Annotated in this window: 25 protein-coding genes and 1 pseudogene; 15 read left to right on the top strand and 11 right to left on the bottom strand. The window is 46.5% G+C overall.

From position 1 onward, the window contains the following. The first annotated feature begins 55 nt into the window (after positions 1-55). Positions 56-385: a DUF4112 domain-containing protein gene (locus HRE53_RS22285; protein WP_235107985.1), complete on the top strand. Its 330-nt coding sequence runs from the start codon at positions 56-58 to the stop codon at positions 383-385. 42 nt (positions 386-427) lie between these two features. On the opposite strand, the gene HRE53_RS22280 is transcribed toward HRE53_RS22285, so the two are convergent. Continuing rightward, the gene (locus HRE53_RS22280; RefSeq protein WP_235107984.1) at positions 428-715 is read right to left on the bottom strand and encodes a cell division protein SepF; all 288 of its coding nucleotides are present in this window, start codon (positions 713-715) and stop codon (positions 428-430) included. A gap of 96 nt (positions 716-811) precedes the next feature. On the opposite strand from HRE53_RS22280, the pseudogene HRE53_RS22275 reads away from it, so the two are divergent. After that, a pseudogene (locus HRE53_RS22275) lies at positions 812-1868 on the top strand (IS630 family transposase). A 175-nt stretch (positions 1869-2043) separates the two neighbouring features. On the opposite strand, the gene HRE53_RS22270 reads toward HRE53_RS22275, so the two are convergent. Continuing rightward, positions 2044-2307, bottom strand: coding sequence for a hypothetical protein (locus HRE53_RS22270; RefSeq protein ID WP_212665359.1), 264 nt, complete (start codon positions 2305-2307; stop codon positions 2044-2046). Positions 2308-2574: 267 nt separating this feature from the next. On the opposite strand from HRE53_RS22270, the gene HRE53_RS22265 reads away from it, so the two are divergent. Further along, positions 2575-3768 carry a virulence factor gene (locus HRE53_RS22265; protein WP_235107983.1) on the top strand — a complete coding sequence of 398 codons (1194 nt, stop codon included), beginning with the start codon at positions 2575-2577 and terminating at the stop codon, positions 3766-3768. A gap of 14 nt (positions 3769-3782) precedes the next feature. On the opposite strand, the gene HRE53_RS22260 is transcribed toward HRE53_RS22265, so the two are convergent. From HRE53_RS22260 to HRE53_RS22240, 5 genes are all read right to left on the bottom strand, one after another. After that, complete coding sequence (locus tag HRE53_RS22260; RefSeq protein WP_235107982.1) at positions 3783-4253, bottom strand: hypothetical protein; 471 nt, start codon at positions 4251-4253, stop codon at positions 3783-3785. A 77-nt stretch (positions 4254-4330) separates the two neighbouring features. Further along, entirely contained in the window at positions 4331-4714 is a 384-nt protein-coding gene (locus tag HRE53_RS22255; RefSeq protein WP_235107981.1) for a hypothetical protein, read from the bottom strand. 349 nt (positions 4715-5063) lie between these two features. Next, positions 5064-5798, bottom strand: coding sequence for a bifunctional 2-polyprenyl-6-hydroxyphenol methylase/3-demethylubiquinol 3-O-methyltransferase UbiG (gene ubiG / locus HRE53_RS22250; RefSeq protein WP_235107980.1), 735 nt, complete (start codon positions 5796-5798; stop codon positions 5064-5066). A 62-nt stretch (positions 5799-5860) separates the two neighbouring features. Further along, complete coding sequence (locus HRE53_RS22245) at positions 5861-6562, bottom strand: DUF547 domain-containing protein (protein WP_235107979.1); 702 nt, start codon at positions 6560-6562, stop codon at positions 5861-5863. Positions 6563-6778: 216 nt separating this feature from the next. Further along, on the bottom strand, positions 6779-6934 hold the full coding sequence (locus tag HRE53_RS22240; protein ID WP_212665354.1) for a high light inducible protein: 156 nt from the start codon (positions 6932-6934) through the stop codon (positions 6779-6781). A 142-nt stretch (positions 6935-7076) separates the two neighbouring features. Between HRE53_RS22240 and HRE53_RS34540 the strand changes: the two genes are divergently transcribed. Continuing rightward, entirely contained in the window at positions 7077-7205 is a 129-nt protein-coding gene (locus tag HRE53_RS34540) for a hypothetical protein (RefSeq protein ID WP_255800885.1), read from the top strand. On the opposite strand, the gene HRE53_RS22235 is transcribed toward HRE53_RS34540, so the two are convergent. Next, positions 7189-7599, bottom strand: a complete 411-nt coding sequence (locus HRE53_RS22235; protein WP_235107978.1) for a hypothetical protein — start codon at positions 7597-7599, stop codon at positions 7189-7191. The two genes, HRE53_RS34540 and HRE53_RS22235, sit on opposite strands and share 17 nt — an antisense overlap. Positions 7600-7900: 301 nt before the next feature. Between HRE53_RS22235 and HRE53_RS22230 the strand changes: the two genes are divergently transcribed. The 3 genes from HRE53_RS22230 to HRE53_RS22220 all read left to right on the top strand — a co-directional run bounded on the left by HRE53_RS22230 (position 7901) and on the right by HRE53_RS22220 (position 10757). Then, complete coding sequence (locus tag HRE53_RS22230) at positions 7901-9199, top strand: FAD/NAD(P)-binding oxidoreductase (RefSeq protein ID WP_235107977.1); 1299 nt, start codon at positions 7901-7903, stop codon at positions 9197-9199. Between the two features lie 277 nt (positions 9200-9476). Beyond that, complete coding sequence (locus HRE53_RS22225) at positions 9477-9632, top strand: hypothetical protein (protein WP_235107976.1); 156 nt, start codon at positions 9477-9479, stop codon at positions 9630-9632. A gap of 108 nt (positions 9633-9740) precedes the next feature. Continuing rightward, on the top strand, positions 9741-10757 hold the full coding sequence (locus HRE53_RS22220; RefSeq protein WP_235107975.1) for a YihY/virulence factor BrkB family protein: 1017 nt from the start codon (positions 9741-9743) through the stop codon (positions 10755-10757). 89 nt (positions 10758-10846) lie between these two features. On the opposite strand, the gene HRE53_RS22215 is transcribed toward HRE53_RS22220, so the two are convergent. Next, entirely contained in the window at positions 10847-12589 is a 1743-nt protein-coding gene (locus tag HRE53_RS22215) for a PAS domain S-box protein (protein ID WP_235107974.1), read from the bottom strand. 300 nt (positions 12590-12889) lie between these two features. On the opposite strand from HRE53_RS22215, the gene HRE53_RS22210 reads away from it, so the two are divergent. After that, positions 12890-13207, top strand: coding sequence for an alcohol dehydrogenase catalytic domain-containing protein (locus HRE53_RS22210; RefSeq protein ID WP_235107973.1), 318 nt, complete (start codon positions 12890-12892; stop codon positions 13205-13207). A gap of 2 nt (positions 13208-13209) precedes the next feature. Then, positions 13210-13878 carry an NADPH:quinone reductase gene (locus HRE53_RS22205; protein ID WP_235107972.1) on the top strand — a complete coding sequence of 223 codons (669 nt, stop codon included), beginning with the start codon at positions 13210-13212 and terminating at the stop codon, positions 13876-13878. 8 nt (positions 13879-13886) lie between these two features. Here HRE53_RS22205 and HRE53_RS22200 read toward each other — a convergent pair whose 3' ends face one another. Together HRE53_RS22200 and HRE53_RS22195 are read right to left on the bottom strand one after the other, a co-directional pair. Beyond that, entirely contained in the window at positions 13887-14351 is a 465-nt protein-coding gene (locus HRE53_RS22200; protein ID WP_235107971.1) for an N-acetyltransferase, read from the bottom strand. Positions 14352-14472: 121 nt separating this feature from the next. Then, positions 14473-15342, bottom strand: a complete 870-nt coding sequence (locus HRE53_RS22195) for a methylated-DNA--[protein]-cysteine S-methyltransferase (RefSeq protein ID WP_235107970.1) — start codon at positions 15340-15342, stop codon at positions 14473-14475. A 217-nt stretch (positions 15343-15559) separates the two neighbouring features. Here HRE53_RS22195 and HRE53_RS22190 point away from each other — a divergent pair, with 217 nt between their 5' ends. The 6 genes from HRE53_RS22190 to HRE53_RS22170 all read left to right on the top strand — a co-directional run bounded on the left by HRE53_RS22190 (position 15560) and on the right by HRE53_RS22170 (position 19793). Beyond that, positions 15560-16120 (top strand): hypothetical protein, encoded by a 561-nt coding sequence (locus HRE53_RS22190; protein WP_235107969.1) that lies wholly within the window; start codon positions 15560-15562, stop codon positions 16118-16120. 46 nt (positions 16121-16166) lie between these two features. Beyond that, entirely contained in the window at positions 16167-16298 is a 132-nt protein-coding gene (locus tag HRE53_RS34535) for a hypothetical protein (RefSeq protein WP_255800879.1), read from the top strand. Positions 16299-16316: 18 nt separating this feature from the next. Further along, a complete protein-coding gene (locus HRE53_RS22185) occupies positions 16317-16721 on the top strand; it encodes a hypothetical protein (RefSeq protein WP_235107968.1) in 405 nt (134 codons plus the stop codon). A 390-nt stretch (positions 16722-17111) separates the two neighbouring features. Beyond that, complete coding sequence (locus HRE53_RS22180) at positions 17112-17429, top strand: hypothetical protein (protein WP_235107967.1); 318 nt, start codon at positions 17112-17114, stop codon at positions 17427-17429. Positions 17430-17514: 85 nt separating this feature from the next. Beyond that, a complete protein-coding gene (locus HRE53_RS22175) occupies positions 17515-18900 on the top strand; it encodes a VWA domain-containing protein (RefSeq protein WP_235107966.1) in 1386 nt (461 codons plus the stop codon). 275 nt (positions 18901-19175) lie between these two features. Then, positions 19176-19793, top strand: coding sequence for an FHA domain-containing protein (locus HRE53_RS22170; protein ID WP_235107965.1), 618 nt, complete (start codon positions 19176-19178; stop codon positions 19791-19793). The last annotated feature ends 16 nt before the right edge of the window (positions 19794-19809 follow it).

The raw sequence follows: 19809 nt of genomic DNA, 5'->3' as shown, positions 1-19809 counted from the left end.
GGTTTGGTCTTGACCCCTATCCTAGGTCTGCTAGGGATTGCAGGGGGAAGTGGTGATGTTGTGGGGGGGGGGTGCGGTCGGAGCCTATATTATCTATCAAGCGGCCCAGATGGGAATGCCAAAGGACGTAGTTTGGCAAATGGTGATTAATATACTGCTCGATTCTTTAGTTGGCATTGTGCCAGGAATCGGTGACCTCCTCGACTTTACCTGGAAAGCCAATACTCGAAATATGGCTTTAGTCGATCAACACCTAGTGGTGTCATCAACACCCAAGAAAGGCAATCCTCTGTTTGTATTAGGCATTACCCTGTTGACTGTTCTTATTGTGCTTGGATGCGCTTTTTTGACGTTGCTGTTGATTAAAACAATTTTTCAGCTTTAGAACTACTTTATAAATGGCCTCTGAGAATGTAGATCTAAAAGTTTAAGCTGCTAGATGTTTTCTAAAAGCTGACACTTCAATATCAGAAAGGCTATACAAAAAGACACCATTACCAACATTTACGACTTGTCCAGATAGAATATCGACGCTTCCAGACAGAACATCAATAATACGTTGGGCTAGGCAGGGAGATACTTCAGACACATTTAGCATAATTAACTGACCGTGCTTCAGTTGTTCAATAACCTGTTGAACCTCTTCAAAAACTTTAGGTTTAACCAATCTAATCTGTTGCGTAGAAGAACCGAAGAGAGGAATAACGTTACTCATGATCAGAGTTGTTATACTGCAGACGACTTGTGACTTAACATAGTAGCGGAGAGATTTGGCACACTGGGAGTATCCCCCACCTACTCTCTTACTTGCATGATTAAAATTGATTTCACCGCAGAGGAAATCCAACACCTCAACTACGAACGCTATCATCATCCTCACCCACGGGTGCAGCGACGGATGGAAGTGCTCTACTTGAAAAGTCAGGGTCTTCCCCATGCCCAGATTTGTCAGCTTTGTCAGATTAGTCGTCCGACCTTAGCTAAAACCCTTCGTCAGTATCAACAAGGCGGAATTGAAGGACTGAAGACCCTGGAATACAAAGGTCAACCTAGTTCACTCAATGCTCATAGCGATAGTGTGAGAGCCTACTTTGAGCACCACCCGCCCCGCACCAGTGCAGAAGCCCAAGCAGTCATTGAACAATTGACAGGCATTAAGCGTTCTCCAACCCAGATCAAAGCCTTCCTCAAGCGCATTGGTTGTCGCTATCGAAAAGTGGGGTATGTGCCGGGAAAGTCGAGTCTGCCCGAGAAAATTGAGGAGCAAGAGCAGTTTCGACAAACTCGCCTTGAACCCTTATTAGAGGAAGCTCAACGCCAAGAGCGTCTTGTCTTTTTTGTGGATGCTGCTCATTTTGTTCACCGGGCTTATCTGGGGTTTCTCTGGTGCCTTCGTCGGATCTTCATCCCGTCTCCTTCTGGCCGTCAACGATTCAATGTTCTGGGTGCACTCAACGCTGTCACCAAAGAAGTCACCAGTATCACCAACCACACCTACATCAACTCTCATAGCATGTGTCTGTTGCTAGCCAAGCTGGCACTACTCGACCCAGTCATACCCATCAGCGTCATTTTAGACAATGCCCGATATCAAAAAATGCCAGCTGGTGACTGACTTTGCTGAGATCGTCGATATTGAGTTAGTCTATTTGCCCTCCTATTCACCCCATTTGAATTTGATTGAGCGGCTTTGGCGCTTTGTGCGCAAGGAATGTCTCTACTCGAAGTATTATGCCGATTTTCACTCTTTCAAAGGGGCCATTCAACATTGCATTGATCAATGCAATGGAGAGCACAAGGCGAAACTAACAAGCCTTCTATCACTCAAGTTTCAGTCTTTTAAAGAAGTTAATATCTTAGCCGTCTAGAGTATACCTGAATAATATAAGTATTAATGTTCCCGTTCTATGACTCACTCGCCTATGAGCTGTAATTCTTGCATCATAAATTCATTCTACGGCTCTCGCTAAGTATTCCATCACTTCACCCAATGAGTTATTTAACTTGATGCCGACATTCTTAAACTCCCACCACAAGGGCAAGCTATGAGGTTTGTTGGGTCGCCGATCTCACCGAAATTTCTTCAGTTTTAGGGACTTTCTTTTTACGAGTCTTGGACTTCAGGTATTTTGGTATCTTGAGAGAACGCTGAATCGTCAAAGGTTTAGGCTGGTTTACTGTGAAACGATGATAGCGAGTGGGTAAATCATAGGGAAACTGTTCGCGGCAGTGATCACAATACCAATGCAACTGGTTTTTATGGATGTGCAGCAAAAGATCGCCTGAGCAAATAATGCAGTCAGACATAGTGAGAACCTGAGTGGAAAAAGCTTGTAGGACTCCACCCTAACAAAAGCTTACAGAATCTGCATTAGAGCTTTTTTCATCTCATCAAATATATATTCTGATGGGTTGCCATTGAGGGAACTTAGGTTGTTTGGACGGCTCAGATCACGAATGCATCTGATATCTGTCCTCAGTAACAGCAAGTTAGGATAAGGCTGAATGCTCCCTCTACTGAAATCGAAGCAGTACCCTGCGGTTGCTTGCAGTGGATAAGTTAAGGATGAGAATATGCAACTGCTCTCTATAGAAACCACTCCCAGCCCAAATTGCATCAAGCTCAACTTGAATGAATGTGTCAGTGATAAAGCATTAACCCTCCAGAAAGGTGCAGACCCAATAACGGCCCCATTCGTTGCTCAACAATTATTAGCCATAGAGTTCGTCCAATCTGTCTTTCTTATCCAGGATTTCATCACCTTAACTCGCAAGGGAAATGCAGATTGGCAGACTATTTTGGCGAAGGCGGCTCAAATCATTGGTGTTTCAGAGGAAGCTGATTCAAAGTTATTAGCTCAGGTTTCACAATCCCAGGAATCCACGATTGGCAACAGCCCTTCTCCTCCCCCCTCAGACTTAGGTCATGTCGAGGTTGCTGTTCAGATGTTTCGTGGTATTCCAGTGCAAGTGCGAGCGACTGCTGCAGATGGTCAACAATCACGGGTGGCTCTGCCAGAACGATTTAACCAAGCTCTGCAACGAGTGATAGGGAAGACTCAAGCCGATTATATTGCTGAGCGTCACTGGGAACCATATCAAGCCCCAGCTGGCCTTGCCAACGAGGTAGCAGTGCAGGTTGCAGAAGAGATTACCCACCTGATTGACCCAGAGGATCTAGCTCAGATTGAAGCTGTCGCTATTACGAATACATCTCCAACCGCATCAGTCAACCTAGCGGAAGCACAGAAAACCCTCTTAGCCGAACTGAGTCACTCGAACTGGAAACATCGGCTCAAAGCCCTCCAACAAATCGAGGTAACTCCAGAGACGTTTACGGCTGTAATAGCTGTCCTTGATGACGAACAGAGTACAGTCCGTCGCTGGGCAGCGGCGCTCTTAGGTGCCAGTGGTATGGCGGTTGCTGTGGAGCCATTGAGTCAGGTTGTCCTTACTGACCCCAATGCTATGGTGCGTCGAATAGCGGGGGATGCCTTAAGTGACTTGGGGGATAGTACTGCCATGTCAACCATGTGTCAGGCCCTAGCAGATTCCTCAAAGTTGGTTCGTTGGAGAGCAGCTCGATTTTTGAATGAACAAGGTGATCGAACTGCGGTTGATGCTTTACACCAAGCAGTTGAGAACGAAGTGGAATTTGATGTGCGTGTGGAGATGATGGCCGCATTGGATCGGATTGAAGGGGGAGGTGAGACTCAATTGCCAATGTGGATGCGAATCACGCAAGGAGAGGCGACAAAATCTACATAACGAAATATCCAGGGCTATCTGTATGGTTTGTTGATCTTTCGGGTCGGTTCTTCCCAAATCGATTGGAGTCGTTTTAGACCTTTCCCATTAATTGTGATTTCGCCATCTATCAGCTTGAATTCACCGTTAGCAAAGGTCGAACCAGCAGCCCAAAGAAGACTAATGAAACTGTCACATTCAAGAAACGAAGGCACATAATTCACCAGACCATCATTGGAAAATATCTCATGAATTTTCGTCATAGTGTCAGGATACTGAGCTTCAAGTGCCTGGATGTAGAGAGAAAGTAAGGGCATGGGATCATCGGCCCTAAAAATGGCATAGCAATTGCAGGTGGAGGTCGTCACCATCCAAGTGGCAATCTTCTTAGGATCTGTGGTTTTGTCTCGTGCCATCTCCAAAACGAGATCAACCATATTTTGTCTGAAGGGAACATCAAGCTGAGTCTCTAGATTTTTCCAGACGGCTAGGGTATTTGGGTCCATTAAAGGTTAAGTTTGCCTGTCCTATAGTATTGAGTTCATCGACTCAAGAAGCAAGATCCTGAGCCTGAAGTGGATTTCTAAATTTTAGTAATAATTTCAGCACCCGGAAATTTATTCAGAACGGGTGTCTTTCCTTCACTATTGGATATCCAGCCCAGTAGCTTGTCGTGTTCATACTGTGGATAGTTTCTACCTGGATCAACCATCACTGATATGGGATTGAGGTAATAGCGGAGTATTGTTTCGTTAGAGCTTGCTGGAAATAGCCAATCTGGTTCATTGGATACTTGGAGATCGTCTAAGAAGTCCTCTAGCTCAGTAGTCCAGTCTATTGCATCATCATTTTCGAAGTTATCTAGTCTCGATGCACCCATAGTTATGCCGTTGTGTGGTTCAGAGATAATAACAGGAATAATCCAAGTAAGCCGCCTATTCCTCCTCAACACCCTGCCAGCATCCAACTCATTTCGGGTTCAAACTATAGGCTAACTTATTTGAAATTTTTTCCCTGCATGGTATTTAAACGATGCAGACTAAAATAACTCCAGCTTTTAGTTTGAGGTTCGATTAGGAGTACAGATATCTCAATCTTAGAAATGGATTTCAACAAACATAATCCTTGAGCAGTTTGAGACATTCGTCTTCCCCCACTTGCACATCGGCAGTCGAGGACCTCAGCCAAAGCTCTCTTTGTATATATTTCAGGTCAATTAGACAGAAACTCAAAATCGGTTGTGTGAATAAAATGGGAATAATTGCAGATAGCGCCCCTATCTCTCCTAGCCAATATCTTCCGATTACGAGACATCTCTAACTGATTTGTGCAGTACCGATATACATTACTTCGGTGTTGTGATCAAACTGAACCTGAAACCCACCCGTCTTCAAAAAGTGAATCAAATTGGATATTTGAGCTAGGGGCGTTCGGCCAAATAGATCAAATCCCTGTAGGGTTACTTGAGAAAACTCAGCTTGGGTGAGCAGATGATGCAGTTCCTCGGGGGGGACAAACTGATGCCAGTCATGAATGCCTCGGGGAATTTGCCGCAGCACATCCTCCAGCAGCCAGATCATCAACCAGCGAGACTGCCAAGTCCGGTTAATCGTGTCAAAGCAGAATAGCCCTCCTGGCTGCATAACCCGACTAATCTCCGTCACCGTGGCGATAACACTCTGGACATGTTCCAACACGTCCACACAGACGACAACGTCAAAGGAATCATCTTCAAAGGGCAGGGTTTCCCCTAATCCAACATGGTAATCAATGGTCAGCCCCATCTCTTCTGCATGGCTCTTCGCCACTTCAATGCAGGCGGCAGACGGATCCATTCCAGTCACCCTTGCCCCTCGCTGGGCCAAAAATTCACAGGTATAGCCGCCACCGCAGCCCACATCTAAGACCCTCAATCCCTGCCAGTTGGGGATAAAGCGATCAAAATACTCAAACCGCAGAGGATTCAGCTTACTTAGGGGAAAGATGGTTGCCGTCTCGCTCCACCATTGAACCGCCTGTTGGTCATAAAAGGCGAGGTTGTTGCGCTCCATAACTCTCTGTCACTCAGGTCCTTAATAATATTTGATCTTGAACCCAGCTGAATGAGCCATCTTTACGCAGACTGACATTGATTTAAATCCCAGCTATAGGGTAGGTAAGCCACGGTTACTGAAGTGGACATCTGGGCTTTGGAATAGCGAGAGATATAGGTAGGAATGGAGTCCGCCACTGCCAGGAAGTCCGTCTCATACCATTTGAAAATTTTGCTGCAGAACAGGGTTTGGCTGGCAGCATCGTAGCGGACTTTGTCGGGGTTATTGATAAACCGTTCGCCGTCTGCTTCCAATTGAGCGGTCAGCCTATCTGGAACATAGGCCTCTGGTCTCAACAACGGACAGCCTACCGATGCACAAACTAAGGCAAAGTGCATACGTGATTCGGGATATTGCTGGCGGAGAATCCTATGCTCAATGGTATTGAGGCTAAGGGGGTGATCGTTCAGGGTATAGACCGTTTGAGTGAAAAATCGTAGAAAGGTTAGCCAGTTGGGAATGCCTAAAACTTTAGGCCGAATGGAGTCGATGGGGTATTGATAGAGCACCTGTCGGATGGTCAAGGCATTGTATAGATTCAGGAGAAAGGCAATTGCCTGGGTTGGGTCCAATTCCTGCCAATCGACGTTACTGACATCCGTTAGCCACTGTTCGAGTTCTGAGAGGGATTCTTGCTGCCAGGAGCCATAGGCGACTTGGCCTTGGTCATTGACATACTTCCGCAGCAGGTTGTCCCAGGTTGCCAAATTCAGTGGGGTCATGGGTTATGGGTGTCCTCGTTTAGTGGGGTAGCTTCAACTGGCCTACTGCAATATTGTTGTGAGGACAGTATCGTTTTTCTTAGATCATTCAGGGGAGGAGGATGCGATCGCACATACAATACCAGCCCAGGGACAATAAAATAGCCCCAGCTCAAAACTGGGGCCATATAACAAGGAAGAAGAAATTAAAGACTATTAGTGACAGTCAAATAGAAATTAATTAACGAAGAACCAAGCAGAAAGCTGGCCAATGATTCCTTTGCCTGTTACAACTTCGGTGACCAAAGCGATGAAAAATCCATACATCGCTAGACGACCACTGAAAGTCTCTGCATAACTGGTGAAACCCCAAACTGGATTCTTAGTGCTCATGTGTTTGACTCCGTAAAAAAAATGCTTGTATAAATTAATGTAACACAACGTAAAGTTTTATCAACACCTTATCGAACTTTCTTTTTTGCCCAATCCATTTGAAAAGCTCTGATGACGCTAGAGCAAGTCTGCAACCCTTTGAATGCAGGATCAGAAGCATACTCAAGCCGATGGCCGTCCGCCACGACAAGCCCGCTGTACCTCGAAACAGCCGTTATCCAAGTCAGAGGTGGGTATGAAATACGGCAGATTGCCTAGCTATCAATTATGAGTTTTAAGCCATGAACGGGACAAACCGGAATTTCTGCTTCTCGACTCTGGCGATACCAATCCTGATTACAGTTTTCGACTGGGCAGACATACCGAGGACTTTCAACGGAATGCTCTAGCCCTGAAAGAGGGTAATAAATTCTCAGGGCTTTGAGAATATCTTCAGCAGGATAGCTTTCTTCTAGATATAGCCGAAGCCAGTCCCGAGTTGATTCATGCTCAGATAAAAGCTGGGAGAGTTCAGTATGACTCCCTTGCTTGAGTGAAGCCTCAGACAGTAACCCTTCCAACTTCCTCTCTAACCGCTGAGCATTGGGAGCATTCAGGAGGTCCACCAGATAGGGTTGGATTGCTCTAGCTGCTCGATAAATCTCATCTGCTGAATAGTTCATCATTCGCTATGCTCGACGATAGTTGAATGGTTCAGATAGCCTCAAATTGGCAACGCTGATGGAGTGATTGAGAACTGTATTTTTTTAACAATGAAGATGACAAAAATATTGTCAGACTAACTTACTTCTGCTGATTCTCTACAGAAAATAACGAGTCAAGACACTGCTCTCGAATATATCAGATACCTAGGCTAAACCAGGATTCGCCCCAAATAGAGATATGGAAAACATTAGGTAGCTCTCGCAACTCAGCAGAATTTATCCCGGATAATGGCCACGATGGCTATCTCAGGGACATAACACGATGACGGCGATCCAAACCACTGCAGAAACGACCAGTCAACCCTCCATTTCCCATCAAATCGTGATTGTGGGGGGTGGTTCTGCAGGCATTACGGTTGCAGCCCAGTTACTACAGCATCTGCGGTCCCTCGATATCCTCATTATTGAACCCTCTGATCAGCACTATTACCAACCGGGTTGGACCCTAGTTGGGGGTGGCTGCATTCCCTTTGAAGCCACCGTTCAACCTCAGCAAAAACTGATTCCACCGGAAGCAACCTGGCTTCAAGATACGGTAGACCAGTTCGATCCTGAACATAATCGCCTACATACCCAACAAGGCACACAAGTCACCTATGACTACCTGGTGGTTTGCCCTGGGATTCAGATCAATTGGGATCAGGTCAAAGGGCTGCAAGAGGCACTTGGCAAGGGCGGGGTATGCAGCAACTATGCCATCGGAGGTGCCGCCTATACCTGGGAAACCATCCAACAATTCCAAGGAGGCAACGCCATTTTCACCTATCCTGCAACCCCCATTAAGTGTGCAGGAGCGCCCCAAAAAATCATGTATCTAGCGGAAGAAGCCTTTGGCCGCAGGGGAGTACGACAGAAAAGCCAGATCAGCTATTGCACGGCAACCGGAAAAATCTTTGGGGTCGATGCATTTGTGCCAGCGTTGATGAACGTTGTGGATCGTAAGGGCATTGATCTAAAAACCAAGCATAATTTGAAAGAAATTCGTTCAGATGAGAAAGTTGCCATCTTTGAGGTGAGTCAAGATACAGAGACAGAAACGATCTCCATGCCCTATGACATGCTTCATGTGGCACCCCCCATGAGTGCCCCAGATGTGATCAAAAATAGTCCTCTGGCGGTGGAAGGTCCTGGAGGCTGGGTTGATGTGGATAAATACACCACCCAACATCATCAATATCCGAATATTTTTAGTTTGGGGGATGCCTCTTCCTTGCCCACATCCAAAACCGCAGCCGCCATTCGCAGAGAAGCCCCGGTATTGGTGCAGAATTTGCTGGCCCAGATGAATCAAACCCCACTCACGGGTCAATACAATGGCTATAGCTGTTGCCCGTTAATCACCGGATATGACAAAACGATCCTGGCGGAGTTTGATTATGAGGCTCAACCTTATCCCAGTTTCCCCGTAGATTCGACCAAAGAACGCACCAGTATGTGGTTATTAAAGCGACATGTTTTGCCCTGGGTCTACTGGAATCGGATGCTCAAGGGACAAGAACATGAAGGCGATATCCTCCGCCGCGTCCTACCCGAGCAAATGTTCGATCACAGCAAGAACTGAACGACCCCAAACCCTAGCCCCCCGCCCAACCCAAATAATCCTCAATTCGCTTCAACCTTTTCCAGGATGCGCTTCAGATTGCTGCGTATCGGTGGGTTCTCCTGCAGTTCGTCGGGATAAGCGGGGGCAAGAGGCTTAAAGGCCGACTGTGGTAGCAATGGAAGTTACCCCTGCCAAACATCCAAAGAATCAGGGACGGTTTTCTTCCAATCTGCCGGGGATGAATGGGCGTTAGCGCCTGGAGTCTGGCTGTTAGTCTTCCCCCCATGTCATCGAAGTGAACCGGACAGCAATCGTCACATGGATGGCTCAAAACCTGGAACCTCCCCTCCAAAGGCGGCGGCAGATTCAGGGCCATACCCAGTGGCTCTTAGGTATGAGGATAGTTCTGATTTTGGGAATTATGGGTGTGGTGACTTGGCAGCCAATCTGAAAAATGTTCTTGCCCAGGTAAGCTCAGCCCCCCCCGTCCCCAGGGATAACCATTTGGCTCCGGCCTTCCCTTGCTCTAACTGTCGTCAACTCTCGCAGGAAACACAGCATGCCCTTTGATAGCGTATTTTGGTTGCTTAAGGTGACCGGGCTAGAGTGGCAACGAGATAAAGCCTCTAGGCTGGCAGCAGCCTTGGCCTACTACACCGCTTTTTCCCTGGCTCCTGTTTTAGTGATTGTGATTGCGATCGCAAGTTTGGCATTTAACCAAAGCACCGTCCAGGGGCAAGTCATGGCAAAATTCACAGAATGGTTAGGACCCGATGGTGCAGCTATTATTCGGGTGATGGTGCGGGGAACCTACCTACAAGGATCTGGGATTAGAGATACCCTAGGGAGTCTGGTTTTACTATTTGTCGGATCCACCGGACTCTTTACCAACCTCAAAGATGCCTTGAATTCCATCTGGAAAATTCAGCCCGCCCCAGATCGAGGCTGGAAAGGATTTGTGCGGGATCGACTCTATGCCTTTGTGATGGTTCTCGGTGTCGGGGTGATCTTAATCTTGATCTTAGGACTGAGTACATGGCTGACGACGGTGGGTAACAGTGCCAGCAACTACCTCAGCTCTTGGCTCTATGTGGGGCGACTCTTGGATGCAGTATTTTCCTTAAGCATCATCACGTTTATCGTCGCCTTAATCTATAAATATTTGCCGGATGTCGATATCCAGTGGAGTGATGTCTGGATTGGGTCGTTCCTCACCTCTCTACTCTTTTCTGTGGGTAAATTCTTGATTAGTTTGTACCTGAGCAGAAACAGTCTCAGTTCCACCTATGGCGCAGCAGGCTCCCTGGCCGTCGTTTTATTATGGGTCAACTACTCAGCTCAAATTTTCTTTTTTGGCGCAGAGCTGACCAAAGTCTATACCAATCGTTTTGGTTCCCAGATTCGACCGGCCCCTTACGCCACCGCACTGCTTGACCCTATCCGTCAGCAGGAATCTTCTCAACCCAATCCTCAAACAGCATCCTCAACGGCTGGTAACGCTCCCCTCCAGCCGTTGCCAGACCTTGGCAAGCGGTGGTTAAAAAAAATATTTCATCGCAATGCGTCCCGTTCTTAGGCTAAGAAATTCTTCCAGGCATCACGTCCGGCGAGAGCAGGAGTTCGCCTCTTCTCAGCCTCTTCTGAAAGAAGTAGAAATCTAAACCTTCACCCCTCCACCCAGGAATCGGCTGTGGGTTCAAATGCAATGCCGACACAAGCATCTGGCAAGGGAAAGGCCCGCAAGCACAGAACTCGTGTTGCCCCTGTCGGTAGCAAAATACTGGCATTGCCCAAGGTGCGGGGTTGCTGACTCCGCATCACTTGCAAGAGTGCTAAGAGGTCATTGGGATGATTTTGGACATAATCTGGAAAAATGGAACCCATTGAATCACCGATTTTGTCCTGGAGTTCCACCTCTAACAACCGCTCTGCTGCTGGATTAGCCACAAGCAGCTCAAAGGCGTCGATGGAGGTTAAATTTTGAGAATGCCAAACGAGGAAACCGACTTGAATACTTTTGATAATTTTTTCGTAGAGTTCAGTTTCTGCTTGGGCATCCTTGACCTGCTGGCGAGCCGTCTGTTCTTGGACCACTAACGCTTCGTTCTGGTGATTGGCTGCTGTCAACTGGGAGTCTTGGGTGTTGACACGAGATTCTAACGCTTGGTTTATTTCGGCGAGCTTTTGTTCTGCCTGCTTTTGACGGGTAATATCCTGGTGCAACCCCAACATGCGAATAGGTTGTCCATTCTTATCCCGTTGGGTTTGCGCCCGAGACAAAATCCACTTATAGCTGCCATCCTTACATCGCATCCGAAATTCAGATCGATACAGATGCTCCTTTTGCTTAAAATGGGCTTCCAGAGCCGCCGCTGCATGCTCTAAATCATCTGGGTGCACCAAGGACCGCCAGCCTTCAAAGCTGTTCTCCACCTCATGTTCTTCGTAACCTAGGGTCTGCTTCCAGGGCAGGGAGAGAAACGCTTTATTGGTGATGAGACTCCAGTCAAAAATACCGTCTCCAGCCCCTTGCAACGCCAATTGCCAGCGCTCTTCGCTTTCTTGTAGTTCCCGCTCAGCTTGTTTGCGTTCAGTTATATCCTGGAGAACAACCACGGCTCCCAAAGTCTGACCATCTTGGGCCACGATGGGATCTCCACTCGCCAACACCGTATGGGGTGGTCCGTCTTCAGGCTTGATCACAACCTCGACATTTTGCACCGACTCCCCTAACAGCGCTTGATACAAAGGGTTCGCATCCCGTTCGAGGGGGGTAATGCCGTCCGTTCGATACAAATGATAGTAATCCGCCCATTGTTCTGCCGGCATTCGACGAAAGGGTCTTTGATGGATTTCTTGGGTGGCACGGTTGGTTAGGGTCAAGACGCCTTGGGAATCACAGGCCACAATGCCATTGGAAAGATTATCTAAAACGGCTGCCAAAAATTGCTGACCATAATCCAACTCAGGGGGAACCGTTGCTACCGCTTCTACTGACTGCATCGTCCCCACCCAGCCGATCTGCGGGGATTGCTCATCTTGTAGCGGCTCCCCCATCACTAGCACTCGGCTAACCGTACCGCATCGTCGCACCAAATTAAGATGAAGGGTAAAGGGCTGCTGTTGTTGGCAAGATCTTTGCCACTGTTGCCGACTGTCCTCATCGTCTTGTTCGGCAACCTTGTTCCAAAATGCTTCTCCCAGGGACAGTTGGGGAGAGTATCCGGTCAAAGTCTGCCACCGAGCACTCAGGGAAATAAGGTTTCCTTGGCTATCTGCTTGCCACACCACAACGGGCAATGCATCTAGGATTTGTTGTTGCGGGTTGGGCTGAGTTTGAGGGTTATCTTGCCCTGGCTGTGATGGGTCTGGAGGCGAAGAGGGAGGGGTTTGAGAATCGGAGGTCATATTCTTATCGAGGCGCTAGTTAAAATTCTCCATCCAAACCCTTCACCCTATGGGAAATTACCTGAAAATTCTTTATCTTCTAGAGTCAATTAGTAACATTAAGCAACACAACAAAATCTCTCTCCTTAGGTTCATAAAGCAAAAGTGATATTGTCATGGGGATGATATAATTTCCCTCGATTTATAACATCAAGTAAATAGAATTATTCCGGCAAAAATGCACATTTACACCGATTTATTGAGTCTTTATTCATTAAAATCAATCTCAATAGAGCATCAAAGTCAAGGTCAAGAGATGATATGAAGGCGATTTGGTACGAGGAACCGGGAGAGGCAGCCGCCGTTTTGCAATATGGCGACATTGAGCAGCCCCAACCTGGCCCTGGTGAAGTCCTTGTTCGAGTCCACGCTTCTGGGGTGAATCCTTCAGATACTAAATTTCGTAGCGGCTGGATGGGGGCTGAAGCAACCCTATCCTCGAACGATTCCCCCATAATGATGGAGCAGGCATCATTGAGGCAGTGGGAGAGGGGATTCCAACCTCACGAGTCGGAGAACGGGTCTGGATATATGAAGCCCAAAGAGGTTCTGCCTGGGGAACTGCAGCGGACTCTGTAGTGGTGCCGACCCATAAAGCCGTGCCGCTACCGGAGTCTTTCGGCTTTGCAGCAGGGGCCAGTTTGGGTGTACCAGCGATGACGGCTCACTTTTCGATCTTTAGTGACGGTCCCATTGCGGGCAAAACGATTCTGATTCATGGCGGTGCGGGGGCAGTGGGAATGTATGCCATTCAGCTGGCTAAATGGGGAGGTGCCCAAACGATTGCCACGGTGAGCAATGAGGAGAAGGCTGAGACTGCAACCCAATACGGTGCCGATCATGTGCTCAATTATCGCCAAGAGGATATCGTCACGAGGGTGCAAGAATTAGTCGGCAAACGGGGGTGTGACCGGATTGTCGATGTGGCTCTGGCGGCCAATATGGATATCAACGCCAAGCTTGTGGCTCGCAATGGGGTGATTGCGGCTTACGAGTCGGGAAATGCTCCCCAGGTCACGATTCCCTTCTACGATTTGCTCTACAAGAATGCAGCCCTGCGAACGGTGTTGGTCTATGCCATGGATGAGGAAGCCCATACCGCAGCGGCCAGAGATATTAATCGGGCTATGGTTGACGGTGCCCTTCGGGCTAAGATTGCAGCCCACTATCCCTTAGCTGAAACGGCTCAAGCCCATGATGCTCTGGATAGCGGCCAACTTATCGGCAAGGTTGTGATTGATGTGGCCTAAGTGCTGTCCTAGTTCACGGTCTTAAGGGCCTTGCGAAACACGATTTTGTCATCCCCTGCATCATAGAATTCACGAATTCTGGCTTCTTCTTCGTAACCGCAGTGGCGATAGAACTGGCAAGTGGGTTCAAAGTCAGGAACACCGGATGTTTCGACTAGGAGCAAACGCACGTCTTGGGCGGTCAGGGTCTGCTCGACATGGTGAATCAGGGCGGTGCCTCGGTCTTGCCCCTGTCTCTTCGGGTGAATCGCTATAAACAGCAGGTTCCAGGTTCCGGTGGTCATCCGTTCGGGGGCGCAGTAAGCCACTCCTACTGGACCCTGATCATCGTCGGTAAACCACAGTTCGCTATTGCCGTTGAAGTGGTCCGCCAGCATTTCTCCCAGGGTCTCTATTTCGTCTGGCTGAAACCCAATGGCTGCGGCAATGGCCAGAATTGCAGGTTTATCTTCAGGCTGAGTTGGTCGAATCATGGCAAGCTCCGGTTGAGTTGAGGTTTACACAAAGGCCCACGATTTCTTTTTGCCAAGGTCAATGCGGTCAAAACACGCTAGGTCTTCCCTACATCATGGCAGGGTGTGGAAGATGTCAGGTTTACCCCTCTATTTGACTGGCTTCCCAGCCGAGCAGGGCTGCTTTTCGATCGCATCCCCAGCGATAGCCGCCCAGTTCTCCTGTTCCCCGAATCACTCGATGACAGGGAATCAGGTAGGCGATGGGATTGCGACCGACGGCATTGCCAATGGCGCGAGCGGCGGTGGGTTTGCCAATGGCGGTGGCTAAGGTTTGATAGGTGGTCAGGTCACCTAGGGGAATTCTTAGGAGGGCTTGCCAGACTTGCATTTGAAAGTTGGTGCCTTTGAGATGAAGGGTTAAGGGTGAGGGTTGAGAGGCATGGAAGATTTGATCGCACACGTTACCCGTTGCGGTTTGATCACGGGTGATTTGGGCCTGGGGCCAGTCTGTCTGGAGTAGCTGGAGGGCGGTGTGTTTATCGGCATTCTGCAGAAACTGGATGTTGCAGATGCCACGGGGGGTGAGGGCGATTAGGCAATATCCAAAGAGAGTTTTATGGATGCCGTGGCGGATCTGTAGCCCCGCACCACCGGCGCGGTATTCGCCGGGGGACATGGCTTCTAGGGTGACAAATAAGTCGTGGAGTCGTCCTGGGCTGGATAGTCCTGATTCGGCGGTTAGGGCTAGCAGATTTGGAGACTGCTCGATTTTCGATTTTGCATAGTCTAGGGTCAGGTATTGGAGAAACCGTTTGGGGCTGATGCCTGCCCATTGGGTGAATAATCGCTGAAAGTGGTAGTCGCTTAAGTTGACGTGCTGGGCGATGGTGGAGAGGTTAGGTTGCTCTAGGTGATGTTGGCGGATAAAGGCAATGGCATCGGAGATGCGATCGTAGGTATCTACTTTACTATCAACTATTGCTGCTGAAAAAGCAGGGTGACTACACATAGTTCTTCATACCCAAACGTGAGTTCGATGCTAAACAATAGCCGCAGGCAAAGATTTTATTGCTAAAGAATTAAAACTTATGGACGGTTTCATTGGATGGTAGGAGTAAGCCTGATTGCCTGACAGAAGTAGGTCAAAGCCTTTATTTACATAGTTTATGAGAAAAGAGTGGAGAGACATGTGAGGCTAGATTTAATCACAAATCAGCGTTATTCAAATGTCAGGCCCCACCCAAATTTATCGTCAACTGTTTTCCTTTTTACGTCAACACAGCCATTATCGAGATTTGCGCCATCTCATTGCCCTGGGCTGGATGGTAAGCGCCTTAATCTGTAGTGAACGCTTAAGCTTATCTGCTTGGGAATCCTATGTTCCCTGCCGAGCCAGAAAAGCCCAAAGTGTCGAGCGTCGGTGGCAACGATTTATAGCCAATCAACGCATTGATATTAACAAGCTATATGTACCTCTAGTCCTGCTAGCACTTAAGAACTGGCACTCTCATCGTCTATACCTGGCAATGGATACAACGGTGTTATGGAATGAATATTGCATGATTCATCTATCCGTCGTCTGCTGTGGCAGAGCAGTACCGTTGTTGTGGAAAGTATTAGAGCATAAGAGTGCAGCTGTCGCTTTTGAGGAATATCAACCGTTATTGCGCCAGGCCCGTTGGTTATTGCGGCAGCATCCAGATGTCATGGTGTTAGCAGATCGTGGGTTTGCGAACCATCAACTGATGAGCTGGTTACAACAGAGCCATTGGCATTACTGTTTGTGATGTCCTTCTCCATGGTCCACGTCAATGTCCAAGAGAAGTCCGACAATTGTGGCCATCCAAAGGAGCAGCCCTCCTCTACCGCAATGTGGGGCTTTGGGAAGACGGCATCTATCGGTGCAATCTGGTGTTGGCTAATATCCGAGGAGTGAAAGAACCATGGGCGGTGATTCATCTGTAATCACCCACGCTACAGACCTTGTGGCAATATGCTTTGAGGTTTCGGGTCGAAGAATTATTTCTCGATAGTAAGTCTGGAGTGTTTGAGCTAGAAGAGTCGAAAATTCGCTGTGCTGATGCATTAGAGAGGCTTTATCTGGTTGCTGCTGTGGCACTGCTATTCAGCACGACTCAAGGAATGGCTGTTCACATTAAAGGGCTGCGCCAACAGGTTGATCCACATTGGCGGCGAGGCATTAGTTATCTCAAAATTGGATTGCGATGGCTCAAGGGAGTCGTCCATAAAGGACGGGAGTTGTTGATGCCAGTCCCCTTGCTCTGCCATGATCCACAACCGTGTTTTGCGTCTAAAAAAGCTCAAAAGAAATATTACAACAAAATCTGGTTCTCTCGCATCCGCTCTTTACAGTGCAAGGCTTTATGAGCAGGGGAAGGCAAAGATCTGTCAGGCAGTCAGGGAGTAAGCAATCAAGCCTCTGAAGTCATAAAAAAAATTATTAGCATAATTAATCTGGTTTGAATATTAATGGTATTAAGAAATTAGTAGGCTGTTTTTCTCATAAAGATTCTTTACACTATATTTAGTGTAATTCTCTCAGATTTATTGTATTTGTCTGAATCTTCACTTACTAGATAAAGTCAAACTGAAATATTCCTGTAATAATTACACTGCTATATTTGCATTTCAAAACATAATAAAGTTGTACTTCTCATCTACTTTCAAAGCCAATTCAGCAAAAAAATGGTTAAATATTATTTCGAATTAAAGATAAATAGCAGTACACCTCATGAAGGATTCGTCTATGGATTAGACTTGACGAACTACCAAGAAGATAATGTTGACACTATTTTTTCTCCCGAGATCCGATTGAGTATGTGTGATGCTTTACAGAAAAAGTCATCCTGCAAAATCAGTAATGAACATCTCAATTCAATGATCCAAACCTGGAAAAAAGATATTCGTGAAGGTTATCGAACAACAACTATGACGATTGAATTACCATCTTTGCTCGCAGATCAGCTAAGAAACTTAAAAGACAACGGTAATCAAGAAAAACCAAAAATTTTACAACCGAATATCTCCACAGTAAAACCTAAGTTTGGAGCATTACCTCCACTAGAGTTCACATAAGTTATTTCACCAAATAGCTTTACCTAACTCCACGTGAAAATTTGTGGATATCAATCAGCAAACATAGGAGCTAATCTAAATTCTTATGCTAAATGTTCAGCTCAGTTCTCATCGAGAAATGTTACCAGCAGAAACAGCTGACCAAAAGCTTTTCGTAATGTTAAAGTTACGGCCTACCAATGAAGCCTCTGCTGCTAAACCTTCTACAACGTTTGTTTTCCTTATTGATACCAGTGGCTCGATGTATGAGGTAGTTGCAGGTGACAGAAAGCCTACAGGCAAAACCTTAACGATGGATGGTCAGAAATATTCTGAAGTTGTAGGTGGCAAAACTAAAATTGACATCGTCATCGAGTCGTTATTGACTCTAATTAGGTCAAGCAAGCTTGATGAGAATGACAAAGTTGCAATTGTCCAGTTTGCTGATGAAGCAACAATATTGGCGGGATTGACGCCTGCAACTCAGATCTCTAAATTAGAGTCTGCGATAAAAAGGTTGCGTGACTTTTCCGGAGGAACTGTTATGGGAGAAGGAATGCGTCAAACCTTAGACATTTTTTCTAATCAGCAAGGCATGGCTAGCCGACGTACGCTGATATTTACTGATGGGCAAACTTTTGATGAAAAAGACTGTAAAGAACTAGCTCGAACTTTTGCAGCTCAAAATATTCCAATTACTGCATTGGGGGTGGGAGATTATAAGGAGGATTTATTGATTGACCTTAGTGATGAATCTGGAGGTCGTTTATTCCATGTGGTGGGTAAAAATCCTGCAGGTACCCAAGTTTCCATAGAAAGTTTACCGAAAGAAATTATTGAGGAGTTTAGCCGAGCTCAAAGAGATGTCATCACTAATCTTGGGCTAACTGTCAAAACAGTAAAAGGTGTTGATTTGATACGTGTGTTAAGGGCTTATCCAGATCAAGCTGAATTTTCAATCGGGAAAGCGCCACACATTATTGGCAATGCATCTGCAAATGATGAAACGGTTTTCATTTTGGAATTTAATATTGCAAGTCGTCAGGCCTCTCGGGCAAGAATTGCTCAAATAGGTCTGACCTATGATGTTCCAGGTCAGAACCGTCGTGGCGAACTTCAGCCTCAGAATCTTATTGTCCAATTCACTTCTGACCAGGGAGGGATTACGCAGGTAGATCAAGAGGTTATGGACTATATGCAGCAATGTAATATTGCCAACATCGTTGGGCAAGCAACAAAAATCGCTGATAAAGAACCTCAAAAAGCTCAAGAGCTTCTTGAAACTGCACATCGCATGACTGTGCGAATTGGGAATAAAGAATTAATGGAATCTTTGGGTAATGCTCAAGATGAACTTCGTAAAACTCAGAAAATCTCATCTGGAACGCGCAAAACTATAAAAATGGGTTCTAAGGGAAAAACAGTTCGTATGGGTGGTGATATAAATAATGAACTTTCAGACGACCAAATTCGTGAGGCGTCAGGTACTTGATACTATGATTTATGGGATGTCTTTTTCTGATTAAAATCAAAGTTAAACATAGCTTTTGATAAACTCGCTAGTTGCTTATTCTGTTTATTGTTAATAGCCTTTATTACTCAAAAAGCAAAAAAATTAGTCAGCAGTTTATTAAATACTGAATTAGGTTGTTGGTTCCTTAAGATAAGATTTTACATTGTTAAATTTTATTGCAGCAAAAAAATTAATACCGAAACTGTTGAACTGACTAAAGCTTAAATATTTTCCTTAGAGGAGCATTTTGAATTATGTCCGTTACTTGTTCCGCCTGTGGATATGATAAGAACCCTGATGGCAGTGAATTTTGTGATGCCTGCGGCTCTGAATTAGTTACTGATGATACTCCTGAGATATTAGATGAGAGTTTTCCTATACCGCCTACGCAAGAGATTGATTCAGTAGATACGTCTTCTACCACCCCAGAGTCTTCTGTCATTTCACCTCAGATTCCTAACCCTGGTATACCAAGCCCTTCCATACCTACCGAACCGAGTTCCATACCTACCAAACCGAAGCCTCTAGGAGGTGGTTTAGCTAAGTTATTGGCTAAACAAGTAGGTGCACCTGTTCCAGAGTTTGCCATTGATAATGGTAGTGCCATGATTGGTATGTTTGATCCTGATATAGGGCCGGTGGAGATTGATTTAGAAGGCTTTTTGGGGAACGAGACAGTTTCCCGAAACCATGCAGAAATTTACCAGGAGGCTGGTGAGTGGAAGATCAAAGATTTGGGTTCTACAAACGGCGTATTTATTAAGCCATTAGGACAAAGCCGCTTCAATTCTAGGATCACTGTACCTACAGAGATTAATTCAGGTGATGAAATCGCGATTGCTAAAGTAAGATTTCTCTTTGAATGCCCATAAGTGATAGTGGCTACTT

The sequence above is a fragment of the Acaryochloris sp. 'Moss Beach' genome, assembly GCF_021497025.1.
Lineage (GTDB): Bacteria > Cyanobacteriota > Cyanobacteriia > Thermosynechococcales > Thermosynechococcaceae > Acaryochloris > Acaryochloris marina_A.
The sequence above is the reverse complement of the archived record's forward strand: the minus strand, read 5'-3'. Positions and strand labels throughout refer to the sequence as shown.